The sequence below is a fragment of the Jiella pacifica genome (genome assembly GCF_010500815.1).
Classification (GTDB): domain Bacteria; phylum Pseudomonadota; class Alphaproteobacteria; order Rhizobiales; family Rhizobiaceae; genus Jiella; species Jiella pacifica.
Genome location: NZ_JAAAMG010000010.1, coordinates 93,080 through 109,650 on the forward strand (window position 1 = coordinate 93,080; position 16,571 = coordinate 109,650).

At 66.9% G+C, this 16,571-nt stretch carries 15 protein-coding genes and 1 tRNA gene; 5 read left to right on the forward strand and 11 right to left on the reverse strand.

Going from position 1 to position 16,571, the window contains the following annotated elements; genetic code table 11:
* Nucleotides 1–175: 175 nt before the first annotated feature.
* The 3 genes from der to GTK09_RS13635 all read right to left on the reverse strand — a co-directional run bounded on the left by der (nt 176) and on the right by GTK09_RS13635 (nt 3,560).
* Nucleotides 176–1,639 carry a ribosome biogenesis GTPase Der gene (gene der, locus GTK09_RS13625; RefSeq protein WP_163463719.1) on the reverse strand — a complete coding sequence of 488 codons (1,464 nt, stop codon included), beginning with the start codon at nt 1,637–1,639 and terminating at the stop codon, nt 176–178.
* A 44-nt stretch (nt 1,640–1,683) separates the two neighbouring features.
* Nucleotides 1,684–2,871 (reverse strand): tetratricopeptide repeat protein, encoded by a 1,188-nt coding sequence (locus tag GTK09_RS13630; protein ID WP_163463720.1) that lies wholly within the window; start codon nt 2,869–2,871, stop codon nt 1,684–1,686.
* 116 nt (nt 2,872–2,987) lie between these two features.
* Nucleotides 2,988–3,560: an NnrU family protein gene (locus GTK09_RS13635; RefSeq protein WP_163463721.1), complete on the reverse strand. Its 573-nt coding sequence runs from the start codon at nt 3,558–3,560 to the stop codon at nt 2,988–2,990.
* 149 nt (nt 3,561–3,709) lie between these two features.
* On the opposite strand from GTK09_RS13635, the gene GTK09_RS13640 reads away from it, so the two are divergent.
* Nucleotides 3,710–4,126 carry an MAPEG family protein gene (locus tag GTK09_RS13640; protein WP_203561026.1) on the forward strand — a complete coding sequence of 139 codons (417 nt, stop codon included), beginning with the start codon at nt 3,710–3,712 and terminating at the stop codon, nt 4,124–4,126.
* Nucleotides 4,127–4,214: 88 nt separating this feature from the next.
* Here GTK09_RS13640 and GTK09_RS13645 read toward each other — a convergent pair whose 3' ends face one another.
* From GTK09_RS13645 to GTK09_RS13655, 3 genes are all read right to left on the reverse strand, one after another.
* Nucleotides 4,215–6,320, reverse strand: a complete 2,106-nt coding sequence (locus tag GTK09_RS13645) for a molybdopterin-containing oxidoreductase family protein (RefSeq protein WP_163463722.1) — start codon at nt 6,318–6,320, stop codon at nt 4,215–4,217.
* Between the two features lie 179 nt (nt 6,321–6,499).
* Nucleotides 6,500–8,272: a CHASE2 domain-containing protein gene (locus tag GTK09_RS13650; protein WP_163463723.1), complete on the reverse strand. Its 1,773-nt coding sequence runs from the start codon at nt 8,270–8,272 to the stop codon at nt 6,500–6,502.
* 178 nt (nt 8,273–8,450) lie between these two features.
* A complete protein-coding gene (locus GTK09_RS13655; protein WP_163463724.1) occupies nt 8,451–9,008 on the reverse strand; it encodes a FecR domain-containing protein in 558 nt (185 codons plus the stop codon).
* A 316-nt stretch (nt 9,009–9,324) separates the two neighbouring features.
* Between GTK09_RS13655 and GTK09_RS13660 the strand changes: the two genes are divergently transcribed.
* Both GTK09_RS13660 and GTK09_RS13665 read left to right on the forward strand, forming a co-directional pair.
* Nucleotides 9,325–10,863 carry an undecaprenyl-phosphate glucose phosphotransferase gene (locus GTK09_RS13660; protein WP_163463725.1) on the forward strand — a complete coding sequence of 513 codons (1,539 nt, stop codon included), beginning with the start codon at nt 9,325–9,327 and terminating at the stop codon, nt 10,861–10,863.
* A 170-nt stretch (nt 10,864–11,033) separates the two neighbouring features.
* Nucleotides 11,034–11,234: a hypothetical protein gene (locus GTK09_RS13665; protein ID WP_163463726.1), complete on the forward strand. Its 201-nt coding sequence runs from the start codon at nt 11,034–11,036 to the stop codon at nt 11,232–11,234.
* Between the two features lie 90 nt (nt 11,235–11,324).
* On the opposite strand, the gene dusA is transcribed toward GTK09_RS13665, so the two are convergent.
* Nucleotides 11,325–12,323: a tRNA dihydrouridine(20/20a) synthase DusA gene (gene dusA, locus GTK09_RS13670; RefSeq protein ID WP_246217905.1), complete on the reverse strand. Its 999-nt coding sequence runs from the start codon at nt 12,321–12,323 to the stop codon at nt 11,325–11,327.
* A gap of 518 nt (nt 12,324–12,841) precedes the next feature.
* Here dusA and GTK09_RS13675 point away from each other — a divergent pair.
* Nucleotides 12,842–12,917: transfer RNA gene (locus GTK09_RS13675), tRNA-Ile, on the forward strand.
* A gap of 414 nt (nt 12,918–13,331) precedes the next feature.
* Nucleotides 13,332–13,550, forward strand: coding sequence for a hypothetical protein (locus GTK09_RS13680; protein WP_163463728.1), 219 nt, complete (start codon nt 13,332–13,334; stop codon nt 13,548–13,550).
* 309 nt (nt 13,551–13,859) lie between these two features.
* Here the strand turns inward: GTK09_RS13680 and GTK09_RS13685 are convergent, their stop codons facing one another.
* The 4 genes from GTK09_RS13685 to GTK09_RS13700 form a co-directional block, all read right to left on the reverse strand.
* Nucleotides 13,860–14,210: a c-type cytochrome gene (locus GTK09_RS13685; RefSeq protein ID WP_163463729.1), complete on the reverse strand. Its 351-nt coding sequence runs from the start codon at nt 14,208–14,210 to the stop codon at nt 13,860–13,862.
* A gap of 328 nt (nt 14,211–14,538) precedes the next feature.
* Nucleotides 14,539–14,943, reverse strand: coding sequence for a host attachment family protein (locus GTK09_RS13690; protein WP_163463730.1), 405 nt, complete (start codon nt 14,941–14,943; stop codon nt 14,539–14,541).
* Nucleotides 14,944–15,171: 228 nt separating this feature from the next.
* Nucleotides 15,172–15,462, reverse strand: coding sequence for a hypothetical protein (locus GTK09_RS13695; protein WP_163463731.1), 291 nt, complete (start codon nt 15,460–15,462; stop codon nt 15,172–15,174).
* Between the two features lie 274 nt (nt 15,463–15,736).
* Nucleotides 15,737–16,384, reverse strand: coding sequence for a BON domain-containing protein (locus GTK09_RS13700; protein ID WP_163463732.1), 648 nt, complete (start codon nt 16,382–16,384; stop codon nt 15,737–15,739).
* Nucleotides 16,385–16,571 lie beyond the last annotated feature (187 nt).

Genomic DNA, 16,571 nt, shown 5'->3' on the forward strand with positions numbered 1-16,571 from the left:
ATTGCGATCGTGATCGCTCGTCCGGCATTGCGATTGCCGCGACGTTGCCTGCGGCTCTTCGCCGCCTGCCCCTCAGCCCCCATCAAGCCCCCGCTTGCGTGTTACAGTTTTCCCACAGATGCTGCTAAAACATCCCCCATTAACCTTGTCCAATGGTTAACAAAATTTGGTCATTTCAAGACGAGCGCCGCTTTTTCCCAGCATAAGGGTTGGCGGCCTTGCGAAGCGCCAGCCTGATCGGCACGCCGGGGAAATCGAAATCCTCCCGTAACCCATTGATCAGATAGCGCGTGTAGGAGGCGCCGAGCGCCTCTGGCCGAGCCGTCGATATGATGAAGCTCGGTGGCCGCGACTTCACTTGGGTAATATACTTGATGTTAACGCGTCGTCCAGCCACGGCCGGCGGCGGATGTCTAGCGACTGCTCGCTCAAGCCATTGATTGAGTTTGGCGGTGCTGATTCGGCGGTTCCAGATCTCATGGGTGTCGGCCGCCGCCCGCATCAGCCGGTCGATCCCCTCGCCGGTCTCGCCGGAAACCGGCACGGCCTTGATCCCGCGCACCTGCGGCAGGAGGCGTTGGGTCTTCTCGTGCAGGTCCTTGAGCAGCGCCTGACGGTCTTCGATCAGGTCCCACTTGTTGAAGGCGATCACCGGCGCCCGTCCCTCGCGCACGATCAGGTCGACGATCGAAAGGTCCTGGCGCTCGAAGGGGATGGTCACGTCGAAGACGATGACCACGACCTCGGCGAAGCGGATGGCCCGAAGACCGTCGGCGACGGAGAGCTTCTCGAGCTTTTCCTGGATGCGCGCCTTGCGGCGCATGCCGGCGGTGTCGAAGACCTTGATCTTGCGTCCCCGCCACTCCCATTCGACGGAGATCGAATCCCGGGTGATGCCGGCCTCCGGCCCGGTCAAAAGCCGGTCCTCCCCGAGGAAGCGGTTGATCAGCGTCGACTTGCCGGCATTCGGCCGCCCGACGATGGCAAGCCGCAGCGGCTTGGTCTCGTCATAGTCTTCGATCGGCTCTTCCTCGTCGGCAAGAGCGGCCGCTTCCGCCGCATCCATCTCCGCCTGCGTCAGCTCGCCTTCCGGCCGGTCGCCGTCCTCACGGGGCCTGCGGGCCGTGCCGTGCGGGCGAAAAGCACCGCGGCCGAGGGTCTCGACCATGGCGTCGCGCAATTCGGCCATGCCCTCGCCATGCTCGGCGGAAATCCCCACCGGCTCGCCGAGGCCGATGGCATAGGCGTCGAGAAGGCCGGCCTGAGAGCCCCGTGCCTCCGCCTTGTTGGCAACGAGGATCACCCTTTTGGCGGAGCGCCGCAGGAGTTCGGCGAAGTCCTGGTCCTGCGGCGTCAGGCCGGTCTTCACGTCGATCATGAAGAGGCAGAGGTCCGCCGCCTTGATCGCCTCCTCGGTCTGGGCGCGCATGCGGCCCTCGAGCGTATCGGCCCCGGCCTGTTCGAGACCCGCCGTGTCGACGATCTCGAAGGCGAGATCCATCAGCCGCGCCTCCCCGAGCCGGCGGTCGCGGGTGACGCCCGGCTGATCGTCGACGAGAGCCAGACGACGGCCGACGAGGCGGTTGAACAAGGTCGACTTCCCGACGTTCGGTCGACCGATGATTGCGATGGTGACCATGTCGGGTGTCGCTCCTTCGTGAATGGGGGCCGGCAGCCTCCGGCTCAGTTGCCGGTGGGGCCGCCGGGTGGCGATGCCGGCGGGACGCCGGCGTCGCTGGTGGCTTCGGCCGGCGTGGCAGGCGCCTCGCCGTTCGGCGCGGCGGTTTCTGAGCCGGCCTCGCCATCCGCCGGCACATCGGCGGCTGGGGCGGAGCCGGTGGTTCCGGCGGAAGGCGCCTGTTCTTCGGTCACGGGCGAAGCCGGTGCCGCCGTTTCTGCGGGTTGGGCAGAAGACGACGGTGCGGTGGGTGCGGTTTCGGAACCGGCCGGAGCAGACGCATCGCTCGGCTGGGCTGCCGCAGGAGCCGCTTCCCCGGACTGAGCCGCTGCCGGCGCTTCGTCGTCGCTCGACTGGCCAAGGCCGGTGGTCGACATCGTAACACCAGAGGCTCCCGCCTCGCCATCCCCGGCACTCGTTTCCTGGCCCTGCCCGCCGTCGAGAAGGCCCGGCAGATCGACGGTGCCGAGACCGTTGTCGGCGCTGGCCGGCGGCGGCGTCGTGCCGCCCTCCGTCGGCGGCAGCGCATTTGGGCCGGTGGCGCCGGCATTGATCAGATCGAGCAGGATCCGGGCGCGGCCGGAAACGTCCGACGGCGTTCCGGGATCGGTGACGAGCCCCTGCAGCAGCGGCTTGGCCGTCTCGGTGTCGCCGGCCTTCCAGGCAGCGAGCGCGATCGCCTCGCGGGCCGGAAAACGCAACGGATCGCTGTCGCCCGAAAGCCGCTCCACCCTCTGGCGAACGTCGTCCAGGCTGCCGTTGTCGACCAGGACATAGGCGGCGCGGATCGCCGCCATGTCGCGCAGGCCGGCAGGCACGTCGGCGTCGTTCGCGACCGCATCATAGGCCGCGACCGCCTGCTCCGGCTTGCCGGCCTTGGCCTCGATTCCTCCGATCGAAAGCCTCGCCAGCGCCGGATAAGCGCCGACGCCGTTGCCGGCGATCTCCTGCAGCGCCTTGATCGCATCGTCGGACTTGCCCTCGTCGGCCAGCCGCATCGCGGCGGCATAGCGGTCCCCGGCGGCATTCGCCTGGTTGGTCTGGTAGTGCTCATAGGCGACGACGCCGGCGGTGACGCCGATCACGACGATCGCGCCGCCGAGCAGCCAGGCGCCGAACCGCGTCCACACCGCCTTGACCTTGTCCTGGCGAAGCTCTTCGTCGACTTCCCTGAAAAAACTGTCGTCGCTCATCCGCTCGCTTTCCTCCTTTTCCGCCGCCGCGGCTTGCGAAGGGCCAGAGCGAGGGAAATCAACGCGTCTTCTAACGATTTTTCACGGCGACGAAAGAGCGGGGTGCGTTCGAGCCGTCAAACGAGCGGCGAAACGCCGACGAGCCAGCGATGCAGGCCGGCGACGAATGCCGCCGAGACGACAAGGCCGGCAACCACCGCCAGGACGTCGCCCTTGGCCCGCGGCCGCTCCGCCAGAACCGGAGCATGGCGCCCGAGGGAGTTCAGATAGTCGACGACCGCCCAGACGAAGAAGGACCCGAACAGCACGACGTCGGCGGTGCCGCCATTGGCGATGACATGGGCGAACGCCCAGACGGCGACCCCCAGCACCATCGGATGGCGGACGGTTTTCTTGATATGCCCCGCCGGCACATAGGCCGCGGCGGCGAGGATGAAGGATATCGGCACGAGGACGAGCGCCAGATGCCCGGCACCGGCGAAGGGATCGTAGAGGACGCCCTGTCCGGCCCGCGCCCAGCCGTAGCCATAGACGACGAGGACGAGGCCGATCAGCGAGAGGAGCGAGTAGGCGCCCTTGAAGCGCCCCTCGCCGAGCCGCCGCACCATCGCCCTGTAGCCGGTCTCGGAGACGATGCGGAAGGAATGGATGCCTAGAAAGATGAAAAGTCCGATGATCAAAGTGGTCATTCTGCCCTCGCCCCATCCGGCGCTGCGACGCGCGGGCCGACTGCCGGTTCGCGGCGCGCAACTTCGCCGTGACCTTTGCCTCAGCACGTTACACGGATAATACGTCTGCGGCGCCCGGAACGACGCGTCACCGCGCAACGAAGGATGAAATGATCATGAATGCCGCAGGAATTGCCGCCGTCGCGATCTATGCCGGGCTGAACGGCGCCGTGCTCTTCTGGCTCGCCGTCCAGACCGGCCGGATCCGCCAGCGCGAAAAGGTTTTCATGGGCGACGGTGGAAATCCGCGGATGATCCGGGTCATGCGCGGCCACGCCAACGCCATCGAGTTCATTCCGATCACGCTGATCGCAATGACGCTCGCGGCCCTTCTCGGCACCTCGGCGCCGATCATCCACGTCCTCGGCATCCTGCTTACCGTCGGCCGGGTTCTCCATGGGCTGCACTTCGCCGCCGCCGACGCGCCGATGTGGCAGCGCATGGCCGGCACCGGGCTGTCGTTCCTGGCGATGGCAGGGGCGTCTCTCGCGGCGATCGTGTCGGGGGTCATGGTGCTGGGAGGGTAAGGCGGGGTAGCCGCCGGCGGCCGGAGCCAGAAACTGCGCCATCTTCTGTTTGGCCCAACTCCGGCTCAGGAGCCAGCCCCCGCATCACCTATGCCCGCAACCAAACCCGGTTGTCGTGAAACGCCGCTCCGCCGAAGGGGGCGACCGGGTCGGCGCCGGTGAGGACGTTGATGCCCTCGCCGTCGAGGAAGTCCCCGTTCGCCCACAAGCCCTCATGGACGAGGACGCCGGGCTTCACCGTGTCGGTCACCTTCAGAGTGAGCCGCACCTCGCCGCGCGGATTGCCGATCGACACGACGGCGCCGTCCTGCAGGCCCTCGCGCACGGCATCCTCGGGGTGGATCATCAGCGCCGGCCCGCCTTCCCGCTGCCGCGAGCCGCCGGTTTCGGCGAAGGTGGAGTTGAGGAACTGGCGCGCCGGCGACGTCGCCAGCCGGTAGGGATGGGCAGCATCCGCCGTCTCGATCAGCTCGACATGGTCCGGAAAGACCGGCAGCGCGGCATGCGGGCCCTGTGGCCCGAGGCTTTCGGGCGGGCGGTTCGGCGCCATCGAGCCCGTCCAGTCGGGCTTGAAGCGGAATTTTCCGTCCGGCCAGGCGAAGCCTGACAGGAAATGCGCCGTCTCGAAATCCGGCTGCTTGTCGATCCAGCGGCCGGCCTTCAGCGCGTCGTATCCGCCGACGTGGCCCCCGGCCTTCAGCATGTTGTCGATCAGCTGGCGCTCGGTCAGGCCGAAGCCGGCATGGCGGGAGACGCCGAGGCGCCTCGCCAGTTCCTCGACCACAAAATGATTGGTGCGGACCGTTGCCGGCGGGTCGACGAGCTTCGGGCCGAGCACGATGTGGTTCTGGCCGCCACCGCGATAGATGTCGTCATGTTCGAGGAACATCGTCGCGGGGATGACGAGATCGGCGAGCTTCGCCGTGTCGGTCATGAACTGCTCGTGGACGGCGACGAAAAGATCGTCGCGCATCAGCCCCCGATTCACCAGCCGCTGCTCCGGGCAGACATTGGCCGGATTGGTGTTCTGGATCAGCATCGCGGTCACCGGCGGGCCGCCCGACAGGGCCTCGCGGTCGCCGGTCAGCACCGCGCCGATGCGCGACTGGTCGAGATGGCGGACCGACGGGTCGCGATAGGCCGAGCCCATGATCTCCGACTTGTCGAGACCGAAGATGTCGGAGTTGGAATGGAACGCCCCGCCGCCCTCGTGGCGCCAGTTGCCGTAGACCGCCGGCACGCTCATCGCCGCGTGCATGGCGACAGCGCCGTTGCGCTGCCGGGTGAAGCCGTAGCCGAGGCGGAAGAAGGTCTTCGGCGTCCGCCCGATCAGCGCGGCGAAGGCCTCGATCTCCTCGGCGGGCAGGCCAGTGATCGACGCAGCCCATTCCGGCGTGCGCGAGGCCAGATGCGCCTCCAGCCCCGCCGGATCGTCGGTGTATCGGGCGAGATAGTCGCGGTCCGCCTTGCCGTCCCGGAACGCCACATGCATCAGCGCGCAGGCGAGCGCCGCGTCGGTGCCGGGGCGAAGCTTCAAAGCCAGATCGGCCTGCTTCATCGTGGCGTTGTCGTAGATGTCGACGACGACGATCTTCGCCCCGCGCTCCTTCCGGGCCTTGGCCGCATGGGTCATGACGTTGACCTGGGTCGCCACCGCATTGGTGCCCCAGATCACCACGCAATCCGACTTGGCGATCTCGCGCGGATCGGCGCCGCGCATCGCGCCGGCGCCCGCGAACCAGCCGGTCCAGGCCATGTTGGTGCAGATGGAATCGAACTGGCCCGAATAGCGCTTGGCGTGGCGCAGCCGGTGGATGCCGTCGCGCTGCACGAGGCCCATCGTGCCGGCATATTGATAGGGCCAGACGGCCTCCGACCCGTGTGCGATCTCGGCCGCAAGGAACTTCTCGGCAATCAGGTCGAGCGCGTCGTCCCATTCGATCTCGCGCCACTCGCCAGCGCCCTTTTCGCCAATACGCTGAAGCGGTTTCAGCAGTCTCTTCGCGTGATGGATGCGCTCGGCGTAGCGCGCCACCTTGGCGCAGATGACGCCGGCCGTATAGTCGTTGTCCTCGGCGCCGCGCAGGCGGCCGATCTCGCCGTTGTCGAGGATCTCGACGTCGAGGGCGCAGGTCGACGGGCAATCGTGGGGACAGGCACTGTGGCCGATGGCGATGGGAAGCGGCTTGTTCATCGCGCCACTTTAGCGACATTCGTTGCAGCGCGACAGAACCGGATTGTGGCCGGGACAACTGCGTGTGTCTCGGCGGCACTACATTGCGGTCGCCCACAGACCGATGTCCGGCCGCGACGGAGACCGGACGCCCGGCATCGTCGATGTCCGACGTTTGCTCGCGTCGACGTCTCTTGGTCTCAGGACCAGAGAGCGACCTTCATCGCTTCCCCACGCCCGCGGATCGGAACGACCTCCCACCGAGCCGGCAGCTCGACGCCAGCGGTGTCCGCGACGTCCCACAAGGCCGCGGAGATGACGATGTCGGCGTGCTGCGCCTTGCCGACCTCCATCAGACGGCTGGCGACGTTGACGCTGTCGCCGGTGGCGGTGATGTGCTGGGCGTCGTCGTGGCCGAGCCGGGAGAGGACGACCGGACCGTAATGGGCGCCCAGCCGGACGCCCTGGAGCGCGGTCTCGGTTCGGCTTTCGGCGATCCAGCGGCGCACCGCCGCGATCACCCCGAGGCTGGCGCGAACCGCATTGGTGGCATCCTGCGGGCTCGGCTCGGGCAGGCCGAAGACCACCATGGCGCCATCGCCCATGAAGCTGAGGACCACGCCGCCCCGCGGCAACAACTCCTCGACGACGAGGCTGTGGAACTCCTTCAGGAGGTCCCGACTGCGCGCCGCGCCGAGCCGCTCGCTCATGCCGGTAAAACCGGCGAGATCGACGAAGAGAACCGCGACGTCCCGTTCCTCCGGAACCGTCAGATAATCCGGATTGCGGGCGATGTGCTCGGCCAGCGCCTGCGGTTGAAAACGCCGCAGCGCCGCCTCGGCCGCCGCCAGCCTGCGTGAAATCTGCCGGTCCCGCCGAAGCCGCAGGAGGGCGGCGAGCGCGGCGGGCGGCACGACGGCGACGATCGGCAGGATTGCGGCCAGCCAATAACCGCTCGTGATGGCGAGGAACGTCGCGCCCAGCCAGGCGACCAGGGCACCGAGCGAAGCGACGAGCGCGATCGGCAGGGGCAACAGGGCTACCGCCGCAACAGACAGAAGCGTCAGCGAGACGGCTGCCACCGCGTCGATCCGCCGGACGGCGCCGTCGCGGATCAGCTGGGTGCCGTCGACGAGGTTGGCCGCCGCCGTCGCCAGGACTTCCACGCCCGGCATCTGCGGATCGAAGGGGGTGGCGAAGTTGTCGCCGATCGCCGTCGCCGTCACGCCGAGGAAGACCAGCCGCCCGTCGAGACGTTCGTCCGCCTCGCCGCCGAGAAGACCCGATGCGCTGACGGTCGTGATCGCCCCGGTCGGACCGTAGAAACGGATTGGCAGGTGCCAACCGATGTCGAGCCGCCGCGTCGTCTCGCCGAGCTGGAGGGTGTCACCCGCCAGAGACGGCGGGATCTCGACGCCGAGCCCGGCCGCAGTCAGGACGATCGAAGGCTGAGGACCAGTCGGGGTCACGACGACGAGGGGCATCTGGCGCGGCGTCCCGCCGGCATCCGTCGCGACGTTGACGAGGCCGACCTTCGCGCTCGCGGCGAAAACCGCCGCCGGCGCCAGGACGTCCTTCGCCACCGGGACGAGGGAGGAAAGGCTCTTGTCGAAGCTCGCGGCGGCGGCGATCACCGACGGCAGACGCGCCAGAGCCTCGGCCAGCGCCGCGTCTTTCGGGTCTGCGGCCGCGCCTTTGGCGAAGAGCATGTCGATGGCGATGGCCTTCGCCCCGCTCGCGGCGATGGTGTCGACGATCCGCGCCAACCGGTCACGCGCCAACGGATAGCCGGCCTCCGCCGCAACGGTCGCGTCGTCGATGGCGACGATGGCGATCCCGTCCGGCGGCGCCAGCGGCCCGGCCGCGATCACCCGCCAGTCGAGCGCCGCCGCCTCGATGCGGTCGACGACGCTTCCGGTGCCTTGAAGATGCATCCGCGCGAGAAAGCCGCTCCACCCGAGGGCGAGGATCATCAGCGCGGCGGTCGAGAGCCAGGGCAGCCGGTATGTCCAACGGCTCGGCCGCCGCGGTATCGATCGCGGCGAAACAGGCGGCTTCACGCCGCACCGATCGGGCACGCCACGCCGCGTCGCACGACCGTCGTTGCCAAGCGCCGGCGACAGAACAGCTCCGCCATGGCCACCCGCTTCGTCACCGGCCAAAGCGGGCCAGCAGCGCCCTCACCCGCGGCTGCGGCCACGCCCGGACGACGAGCGGCTCGCCGGGGCTGACGTCGACGCCCTCGCCGGGCCCGAGCAGCACGGCGGCGGAGCCTTCGCGGCGGGCGACCTCGACCCGCCCTTCGACGACGAAGACGGAGGTGACGCCGGCCCCGACGTCGACGGCAAAGCGCGTTCCGCGCACTGTGGCGATCGCGTGCGGGGTCAGCACCTGGAAGGAATCGCGTGGCGACACCTCGATGAGGATGGCCCGCCCCTCGAGATCGACCCCACTCTGCGGAGCCTGGGCGGTCAGCGCCGCGGCGGCCTCCTGTTCGATCACGAGGCCATTGCCGCAATCGAGCACCTGACGCGGCGGATCGTCGAGGCTGGCCGCCGCGCAGCCGGGCAAGGTCTGCGCCCGCGCCTCTCCCGGCAGAAGCGTGAGCGGCACCGTCATGACGAGCACCGCCGCCATGACGACGGCCCGAGCGGTGGCTCGCGCTGCCACCCGGCAGCGGGAGGCACGCCTCGTGACGACCTTGTCCATTACCTCATCTCCCTTTCCGGTGGAGCTCGCCATCAATCTTGCCGCGCTTCACCGGGGCCGGCGGAGCGCCTTCCGATCGCACGCTTCGAGGGCCCTCGGCAGTGACCTGCGACACAGGAGCGTCACGCAGATGGCCAACGAAGCGCCTCGATATCCGCGCGCCAGTTCCTCTCCTTCGCTTACAGTGCAACGTTTTCTTAGCGGCTGGAAGTCATGATTGCCCCGCGGCGGCCGCAGACGTTACGGCGGCGGCTGAACGAGAGCGTTCGCGCGGCCTTGATCGTCGGCCGGCGGCGCCGAAGCCGGCGCGGGTCAGATGAACGAGCAAATCCCCCACAGGTTCTATTCGCCACGCGCGATCCAGGGGGCCAGCGCAGGCGGTCCGGCCGCCTCCGGCCCGGTCGAGCTCAACCCGCAGGCGCTCCAGGCTCTCGCCCATCTTCGCAACGACTTCATCAGCCCGCGCATGCTGTGCGGCCTGTGGAGGCTCGGCGAGGCGGTGCTGATCTTCCTCGTCGGGACCGTCGTCTGGAGCCTGCAAGCCGAGCCGGCTGCCCATGGCACCATGACGTGGATGGGCGCGACCCTTGCCGGCACGCTCGCCGCCAGCGCGATCCTCGCTTCGGCCCATGCCTATGAACTCGCCTTCCTGCGCCGGGCCGGACTGCGACTGTGGCGTCTCGCGGCCGGCCTCGGGCTTTCCTTCGGCTTCGTCGCGGCCGGGCTGGACTTTCTTCGTCCCACCGGGCTCGAAGGCTTCCCCATCCTCACCTGGTATCTTTCCAGCCTCGCACTCCTCGTCGCGGCCCGGCTGATCCTCGGCGTCAATCTTCGCCGCTGGGCGCGCAACGGGCGTATGGAGCGGCGGGCGCTGATCGTCGGCGGCGGCAAGAATGCGGAGAGCCTGATCCGTGGCCTCGAGCTGCAACCGGGCAACGACATCCGCATCTGCGGCATCTTCGACGACCGCGGCGACCGCCGCTCGCCGCCGCTCGTCGCCGGCTATCCGAAGCTCGGGACGATCGCCGAGCTCGTCGAATTCGCCAGACGCACCCGCATCGACATGCTGATCGTCACCTTGCCGTTATCGGCCGAAGAGCGTCTGCTCGCCTTGATGAAGCAGCTCTGGGTCTTGCCGCTCGACATCCGCCTCGCCGCCCATGCGGGCGAGCTGAAGTTCCGCCCCCGGACATATTCGTATGTCGGCACGGTGCCGCTGATCGACGTCGTCGACCGCCCCCTCGCCGACTGGGACGGCATTGCCAAGCGCTGTCTCGACATCGTCGCCGCCACCGTCGCGATCGTCCTCCTGTCGCCGGTGATGATCGCCGCGGCGCTTGCCGTGCGCCTCGACTCCCCGGGCCCGGTGATTTTTCGCCAGAAGCGCCACGGCTTCAACAACCAGGCCGTCGAGATCTTCAAGTTCCGCTCGCTCTATCACGCCATGAGCGATCCCGAGGCCAGGCAGATCGTGACGAAGAACGACAAGCGCGTCACGCGTGTCGGCGCCTTCATCCGCAAGAGCTCGATCGACGAACTGCCGCAGCTGTTCAACGTCCTGCGTGGCGATCTTTCGCTGGTCGGCCCGAGGCCCCACGCGATTCACGCCAAGTCGAGCCGCGACGAGACCTTCACGGAAATCGTCGACGGCTATTTCGGTCGGCACAAGGTCAAGCCGGGCATCACCGGCTGGGCGCAGATCCACGGCTGGCGCGGCGAGATCGACGAACCCGAGAAGCTGGTCAAGCGGTTCGAATACGACCTCTACTACATCGAGAACTGGTCGCTGCTGCTCGATCTCTACATCCTTGCGATGACGCCGCTCAGCCTGCTGCGGACCAAGGCGGCCTACTGAGCCCACGGCCCGCCTCCACCTCCATGCCCCCGCGGCCACGGGCCGCGCCGCGACGTCGCAAGTGTCCTGCGTCACAGCCCATGGAGCCGGTCTCGTGCTTCCACTTCTCCCGAAGTCTTCGCTGATCACGGCGGCCATCCGGCCCCCGGCGAAGACCGGGAGGAGACGAGATGGACCGCCGCCGCACCCACACGCACCGGATCTTTCTGGCGGTATTCCTCCTCGCCCAGACGACCGGCTTCAACGGCGAAGGCGCCAGCGGCGCGCGGCGGGCGATCGAGATCCTCGCCGGCCAGAAATCCGACGCGCTCATCCCGCCGCTGCAGGCCGCCGTTTCGGCGAACGGCGATACCATCGCGGATGTCGACTGAGCCCGGCATTCCGCGGCCATCAGGCCCTTGCCGTCCACCCCCGGCTCGCTACGGCTGGCCGGACGTTCTCCCCGCCGGTCGAAGGCCGGTTCAGGCTGCCGCGCTGGCCGGCTCCAGCCGAACGTGCCCGAAAGCCTCGCGGATGAGGTCCGGCGACGCCCCTGGCCGGCTCGCCCCCTCGGAGAGGACCTGACGCCAGCGCCGCGCCCCCGGGCGGCCGGAAAACAGCCCCGTCATGTGCCGGGCGACTTTGCCGACCTTGCCGCCGGCGGCGACGTGCCGGGCAGTGTAGGCGACCATCGCCTCGATCAAGGCGCCGTAATCGAATTCGCTCTCGACCTCGTCGTAGAACGCCGCGTCGACCCCGATCAGAATGTCCGGCGTCTGATAGGCCGCGCGCCCGAGCATGACGCCGTTCAGATCCTGGGCCTCGCCCAGCGCCCGATCGAGCGTCTTCAGCCCACCATTGAGCCCGACGAACATCGGCCCCAGCCGCGCCTTCAAGCGGTGGACGCGGTCGTAGTCGAGCGGTGGAATTTCGCGGTTCTCCTTCGGGCTAAGGCCGTCCAGCCAGGCTTTTCGCGCGTGCACCCAGAGACCTGCGACGCCCGCCGAAACGGCGGCGTCGGCCAGTGCGTCGAGCGCTTCTTCGATGTCCTGCTCGTCAACGCCGAGCCGGCACTTCACCGTGACCGGCGTTTCGCCGGCCGCTCCGACCATCGCGGCGAGGCATTCGCCGACGAGCGCCGGATCGCGCATCAAGCAGGCACCGAAGGTGCCGGACTGCACCCGGTCCGACGGGCAGCCGACATTGAGGTTGATCTCGTCATAGCCGAAATCGCGGGCGAGCCGTATCGCGCGATCAAGCTTGTCGGGGTTCGATCCGCCGAGCTGCAGCGCCACCGGATGCTCGGTTGCGTCATGTCCCAGCAGCCTCTCGAGATCGCCATGGAGCACCGCCTCGTCGACGATCATCTCGGTGAAGAGCTTGGCCCGTCGGGTCAACTGGCGATGAAAGAACCGGCAATGCCGGTCCGTCCAATCGATCATCGGCGCAATGGCGAAGCGCGAACTCTCTCGAAACGGCATGTTCTCGGACACGGGAAAACTCGATTGGGATAGGGACTGCGACATGGCTTCGTCCGGATGGCGTCGAGCGGACGGCGCGTCTTCACGCGTCCCGACCATTCCAGCGCGGTGCCGGACCTATCGCGGAAACAGGACGCGATGCGCAAGCCAAAGGTGGGTTTTCAGGCCTTCCGTTCCAAGGTCGTTTCGGACCCAGGGCGGACGGAAAGCTCTCCTGCGAAGGCAGATCGATCCGACGCGGGCGAAGGATGCGAGGCGATACGCCCATCCTCGCCCAGCAGTTCAACGGCGGCAGGTCTACCGAGACCGCGTCGATCGAGCGAGGGCACGACCGCTCATGAGCGCGAGATGGGGCGAGCCGCTCACTGTGCACATTGCCCTCCTTTCCCCGAAAAGCCAGGGCGCGTTTGCCTCGCTTTTGTCTAGCGCTCGCCGAAAAGAACGGCTATCGGTTCGAGGTCGTCGATTCAGCCACCCTCGCCAGGCCAGATCAGTGTCATGGGACGGGCGAGCGCGACGGGCCTGTAGCTCAATGGTTAGAGCCGGCGGCTCATAACCGCTTGGTTGGGGGTTCGAGTCCCTCCGGGCCCACCATTTTCCTTGCAAGTCATTGCAGACAACTCATTGCAGACAACGGATTGCAATGGACATTTCGGACTGGACACAGGCCGAAGTGCATGACGACGAATCGGTATCCCTGCCAGCTGATATGGCTGCATGCCCGACGCTCCCGCTCCCCCCCGCATTTGTCGTCGGGCCTGGCCGGCGCGCTGACACTCCTTGGGCACCACTTCTGCGGAGAATAGCAGCAGATGTCAGCTTATGTTGACTGTGTTGTGTCAATATCATTTGGCAATCCGATAGTAGTCGCCGAACATTATTCCCAATGATGAAATATCATCGGTGACTCTGTTGCCAGGGGTCGGTCTCGATGATCTAATGACCGGACGGTGGCGCCGGAGCGCGCCGCACGGGCGTCTTTCCCATATCCATTGGACTGGTGTCACCGTGGACAAGATGATCGCCGAGCTCAACATCGAGAACTTCCGACGCCAGTTGGGCGGCGAAGAAGATCCGATCAAACGCGCGACCCTCCGACGCTTGATCGTCGAGGAAGAGAGACATCTCGCAGCGATCGTTCAGGACGAGCGAATTCAGCGTGGCAGGTGCCCTGGCGCTGCATCGAGTGTTTCCGGAGGGCTCTCTCCGCGGCACGACAAGACGTGACGGGACCGCCTTACGGTCGCCGGTAGACGTCGCGGCGGTAAAGCAGCTGGCGTCGCGTCGGCAGATCCGTCGCATCTCATTGCGCTCGATTGGAGCGACGAGCGGCACGCGAGGCATGCCGCCCACAACCCGACAATGTGGCAATTCGAAAGACCGGGCAGCGCCCAGAGCTTCATCATGCCGGTCCTGTCAGCCGATAGCTGCAACGATTGCCGGTGAAGCGCTCCGTCGTGGTCGGCGTCGCGTCATCGACCACTCGAACCGCGTCCACGGCCACCACCTGTGAGAGGTCGGCGACTTCTGCAGCGGCTACTCCATCACCGACGCGATATAGGCGATGATGTCGTCGATCTGGCTCTGGTTCGCGGTGAAGACCGGCATTCCTTCATGTCCGGTATCGATCGTCCCGATGAAGGTCTCTTCGAGCGCGTCGATCGGAAAGCGCTCCGAGAGGGTGCGGAATGGCGGAGCCTTGAGGTTCGGGCTCGCGCCCGTCGCTCCCACGGCATGGCAGCGGGAGCAATTGGCGACGGCCAACTCGTGCCCCCGGGAAACGGCATCTTGGGCATAGCCGCCGTCCTGAGCCTGACCCGTTTCGATGGCGCAGACCGTGGCGATGGCCGCAAGTCCAGCGGCAAGACGGACACGAAGATGATGCATGCCGGCCTCGTCTCCTTCGCTTCGCTTCTTGCGCCGCCCCCTTCGGCAGGGCCATAGCGGCGCAGCTCGTTTCTATGTGCCGAACTGTATTTCCGGGCCGAAGCCGCCCTCATATCCGCCCCGGTCTTTTTCCCATGCCCATCGTGAGCAGGGCGATGTCGTCGGCGTCCGTCTTCGGTCGTCTGTCGACGCGGTCCGAAGCTCGTCGAAGGCGGCCACAAGGGCCTTCACAGGCACGCGGTGGCAGGCCCGAGCAAGACACAGAGCAGGACGACAGCGAAGCGTCGCATGGCGTTCCCGGAAATGGCCTCGCCTGGTGGAAAGCCGTTCAGGCGTGGCGGATCGCATTGGCGATATCGCCGATTGGATGGGCGGTCAGGTCCTTCGGCAATTCCCCGACGATCCGGCCTGCGAGCTGCGGGTGGATGTGGCGCCGGATCTCACCGAGTGTCCGCGGATCGGCGATGAGAAAGACTCGGTCGAGCGAGCCGTCAAGCGCCAGATGGTTCAGATGGTCGGCGACCGCCGCGGCAAAATCATCCTCGGCGCTGCGGTCGGAATCGGGGTTCGCGGAGCCTTGCCGGTGATGCGCGCCCGAGCCGGAGTTCTTGGAGACGATGTGGGGGGTATCGCATGCGACGAGGTCGATATGCGGCTCTGCGCCGCGATTGCGGAAGAGTTTCAGGGCCGCGCCGTCAGCGACTGCGACGAGGGTGCCATTCGGCAGGATCATGGACCGTTGCTCCTTTCGGGGCGCCTTTGCGCCGTCCACCACAGGGCGCCACAGCCGCCGGCGATCCGCATTGCGCCAGATCAAAGTGGGCACGGAGCGGCGGCGGCGAAATCGCATTTCCGCCCTTGACGTTCGGCATCTCGAAGGGATCCCGGGCCAAAGTATGATCGTGGATTCCTTGACGCTGCGGCCGCCCCTCCGACTTGTGCTGCCACGGACCTGCGGGCCTCAGCCGGCCTCGGTCGATCCTTCGGTCAGCGCCGGCTCCCGCCCAAGCTCCTGCACGACCGCCGGCTCATCACCGTCGTCCGGCCCCGAAAGGGTCCAGGCCCCGGAAAATTCAGTGGCCAGCAGATCGGTGGTCTGGTCGTTCAGTCGCGTGATCGCTCGTCCGAGTTCCGAATACTGCCGGAGCGCCGTCGCCAGCCAATCGCGTTGCAGCTTCTCGACGCGGGGATGATCCCAACAAGCCATCAACTCCACGAAGGTCTTCTGATCCTGGATCATGCGCTCGGCCATGAATCCCAGGCTTCCTGCTGCGAAGGCCGCGGCGCTCTGACATGACATCGTCGCCAGTCTCAGGGGAACGTGCCAAGCCTGATAGTCCATGAATATCAATTCTGCGGGCTGGACCGCATCCTCGAAGGAGCCTTGGATCGATGAAGATTGCATGATGACGTCTTTCGCCTGGCGGAAACCGATGGGTCGTGCGGGTCGCGTCACCCGCGATCTCCGCATGCGGATCGAAGGACGGAAGGGCAAGCCGGCTGCGACGGCTTCCCCTCCACGCTGCTCAGGGGATGTGAAGGTGGTCGTTCACGGCCTTGACGCCGGGCGCCGACCATGCCGCGCGCTCGACAGCCGTTCGTTCGGCCCAGTCGTGGACATGCCCTTCGAGCTTCACCGTTCCGTCGACGACGCTCACGGTGATCGCCCTGGCCTCGACCTCGGCATTGCGCTTGAGAGCCTCGTCGATCCGCTTCTTCACGTCGGCGGAAGTCGCGTGAGGGGCCACCTCGATCATGTTGGTGATGCCGAGGACGCCATCGAGATCGCGCACAGCTTCGGCGGCGGCGTTGCGCTGATACTGCCACTCGACCGTGCCGGAAATCGTCACCCAGCCGTTCTCGACCTTCACCTGGACCTTGTCGTCCGGGATCATCGTGTTCCAGCCGATGACGTTGAGCGAACGCCGTGCGATCTCGTCGTCCGCCGTCCGGTGCGAACCGAGGGGGCGCACCTCGATCTCCTCGGCGATGCCGCGCACGCCCTTGACCCGGCGAACCACCTCCTCGACCTTGCGCTTCTGCGCGTAGGTCGGCACATGGCCCGTCAGCGTGGCGACGCCGTTCTCGACGGCAACGCCGATATGCGCGGCCTCGATGCTGGGCTCGAATTCCAGTTCGTCCAAAATATCTTGCCGCAGAGTGATGCCGTTCATGACTTTCATCCTCCAGGACGTGCGGGATCCGTCCCGCCGACCAGATGATGATGAGAGCTTGCTTGCTTGCCGACTTTGACATGAATCAATCGTCGGATGATTTGCTTCCGATGATCATTTTGGACACATGCAATCCCGAACACGTCGATGCATCCGTCCGGGTGCATTCTCGGTTTCGATGTGGCTG

Bases quoted from the DNA above. Each gene is read 5' to 3' on its own strand.
- der (WP_163463719.1), bottom strand. From the start codon at position 1,639: ATGGTCACCATCGCAATCATCGGTCGACCGAACGTCGGGAAGTCGACC.
- GTK09_RS13630 (WP_163463720.1), bottom strand. From the start codon at position 2,871: ATGAGCGACGACAGTTTTTTCAGGGAAGTCGACGAAGAGCTTCGCCAG.
- GTK09_RS13635 (WP_163463721.1), bottom strand. From the start codon at position 3,560: ATGACCACTTTGATCATCGGACTTTTCATCTTTCTAGGCATCCATTCC.
- GTK09_RS13640 (WP_203561026.1), top strand. From the start codon at position 3,710: ATGATCATGAATGCCGCAGGAATTGCCGCCGTCGCGATCTATGCCGGG.
- GTK09_RS13645 (WP_163463722.1), bottom strand. From the start codon at position 6,320: ATGAACAAGCCGCTTCCCATCGCCATCGGCCACAGTGCCTGTCCCCAC.
- GTK09_RS13650 (WP_163463723.1), bottom strand. From the start codon at position 8,272: ATGATCCTCGCCCTCGGGTGGAGCGGCTTTCTCGCGCGGATGCATCTT.
- GTK09_RS13655 (WP_163463724.1), bottom strand. From the start codon at position 9,008: ATGGACAAGGTCGTCACGAGGCGTGCCTCCCGCTGCCGGGTGGCAGCG.
- GTK09_RS13660 (WP_163463725.1), top strand. From the start codon at position 9,325: ATGAACGAGCAAATCCCCCACAGGTTCTATTCGCCACGCGCGATCCAG.
- GTK09_RS13665 (WP_163463726.1), top strand. From the start codon at position 11,034: ATGGACCGCCGCCGCACCCACACGCACCGGATCTTTCTGGCGGTATTC.
- dusA (WP_246217905.1), bottom strand. From the start codon at position 12,323: ATGCCGTTTCGAGAGAGTTCGCGCTTCGCCATTGCGCCGATGATCGAT.
- GTK09_RS13685 (WP_163463729.1), bottom strand. From the start codon at position 14,210: ATGCATCATCTTCGTGTCCGTCTTGCCGCTGGACTTGCGGCCATCGCC.
- GTK09_RS13690 (WP_163463730.1), bottom strand. From the start codon at position 14,943: ATGATCCTGCCGAATGGCACCCTCGTCGCAGTCGCTGACGGCGCGGCC.
- GTK09_RS13695 (WP_163463731.1), bottom strand. From the start codon at position 15,462: ATGGCCGAGCGCATGATCCAGGATCAGAAGACCTTCGTGGAGTTGATG.
- GTK09_RS13700 (WP_163463732.1), bottom strand. From the start codon at position 16,384: ATGAACGGCATCACTCTGCGGCAAGATATTTTGGACGAACTGGAATTC.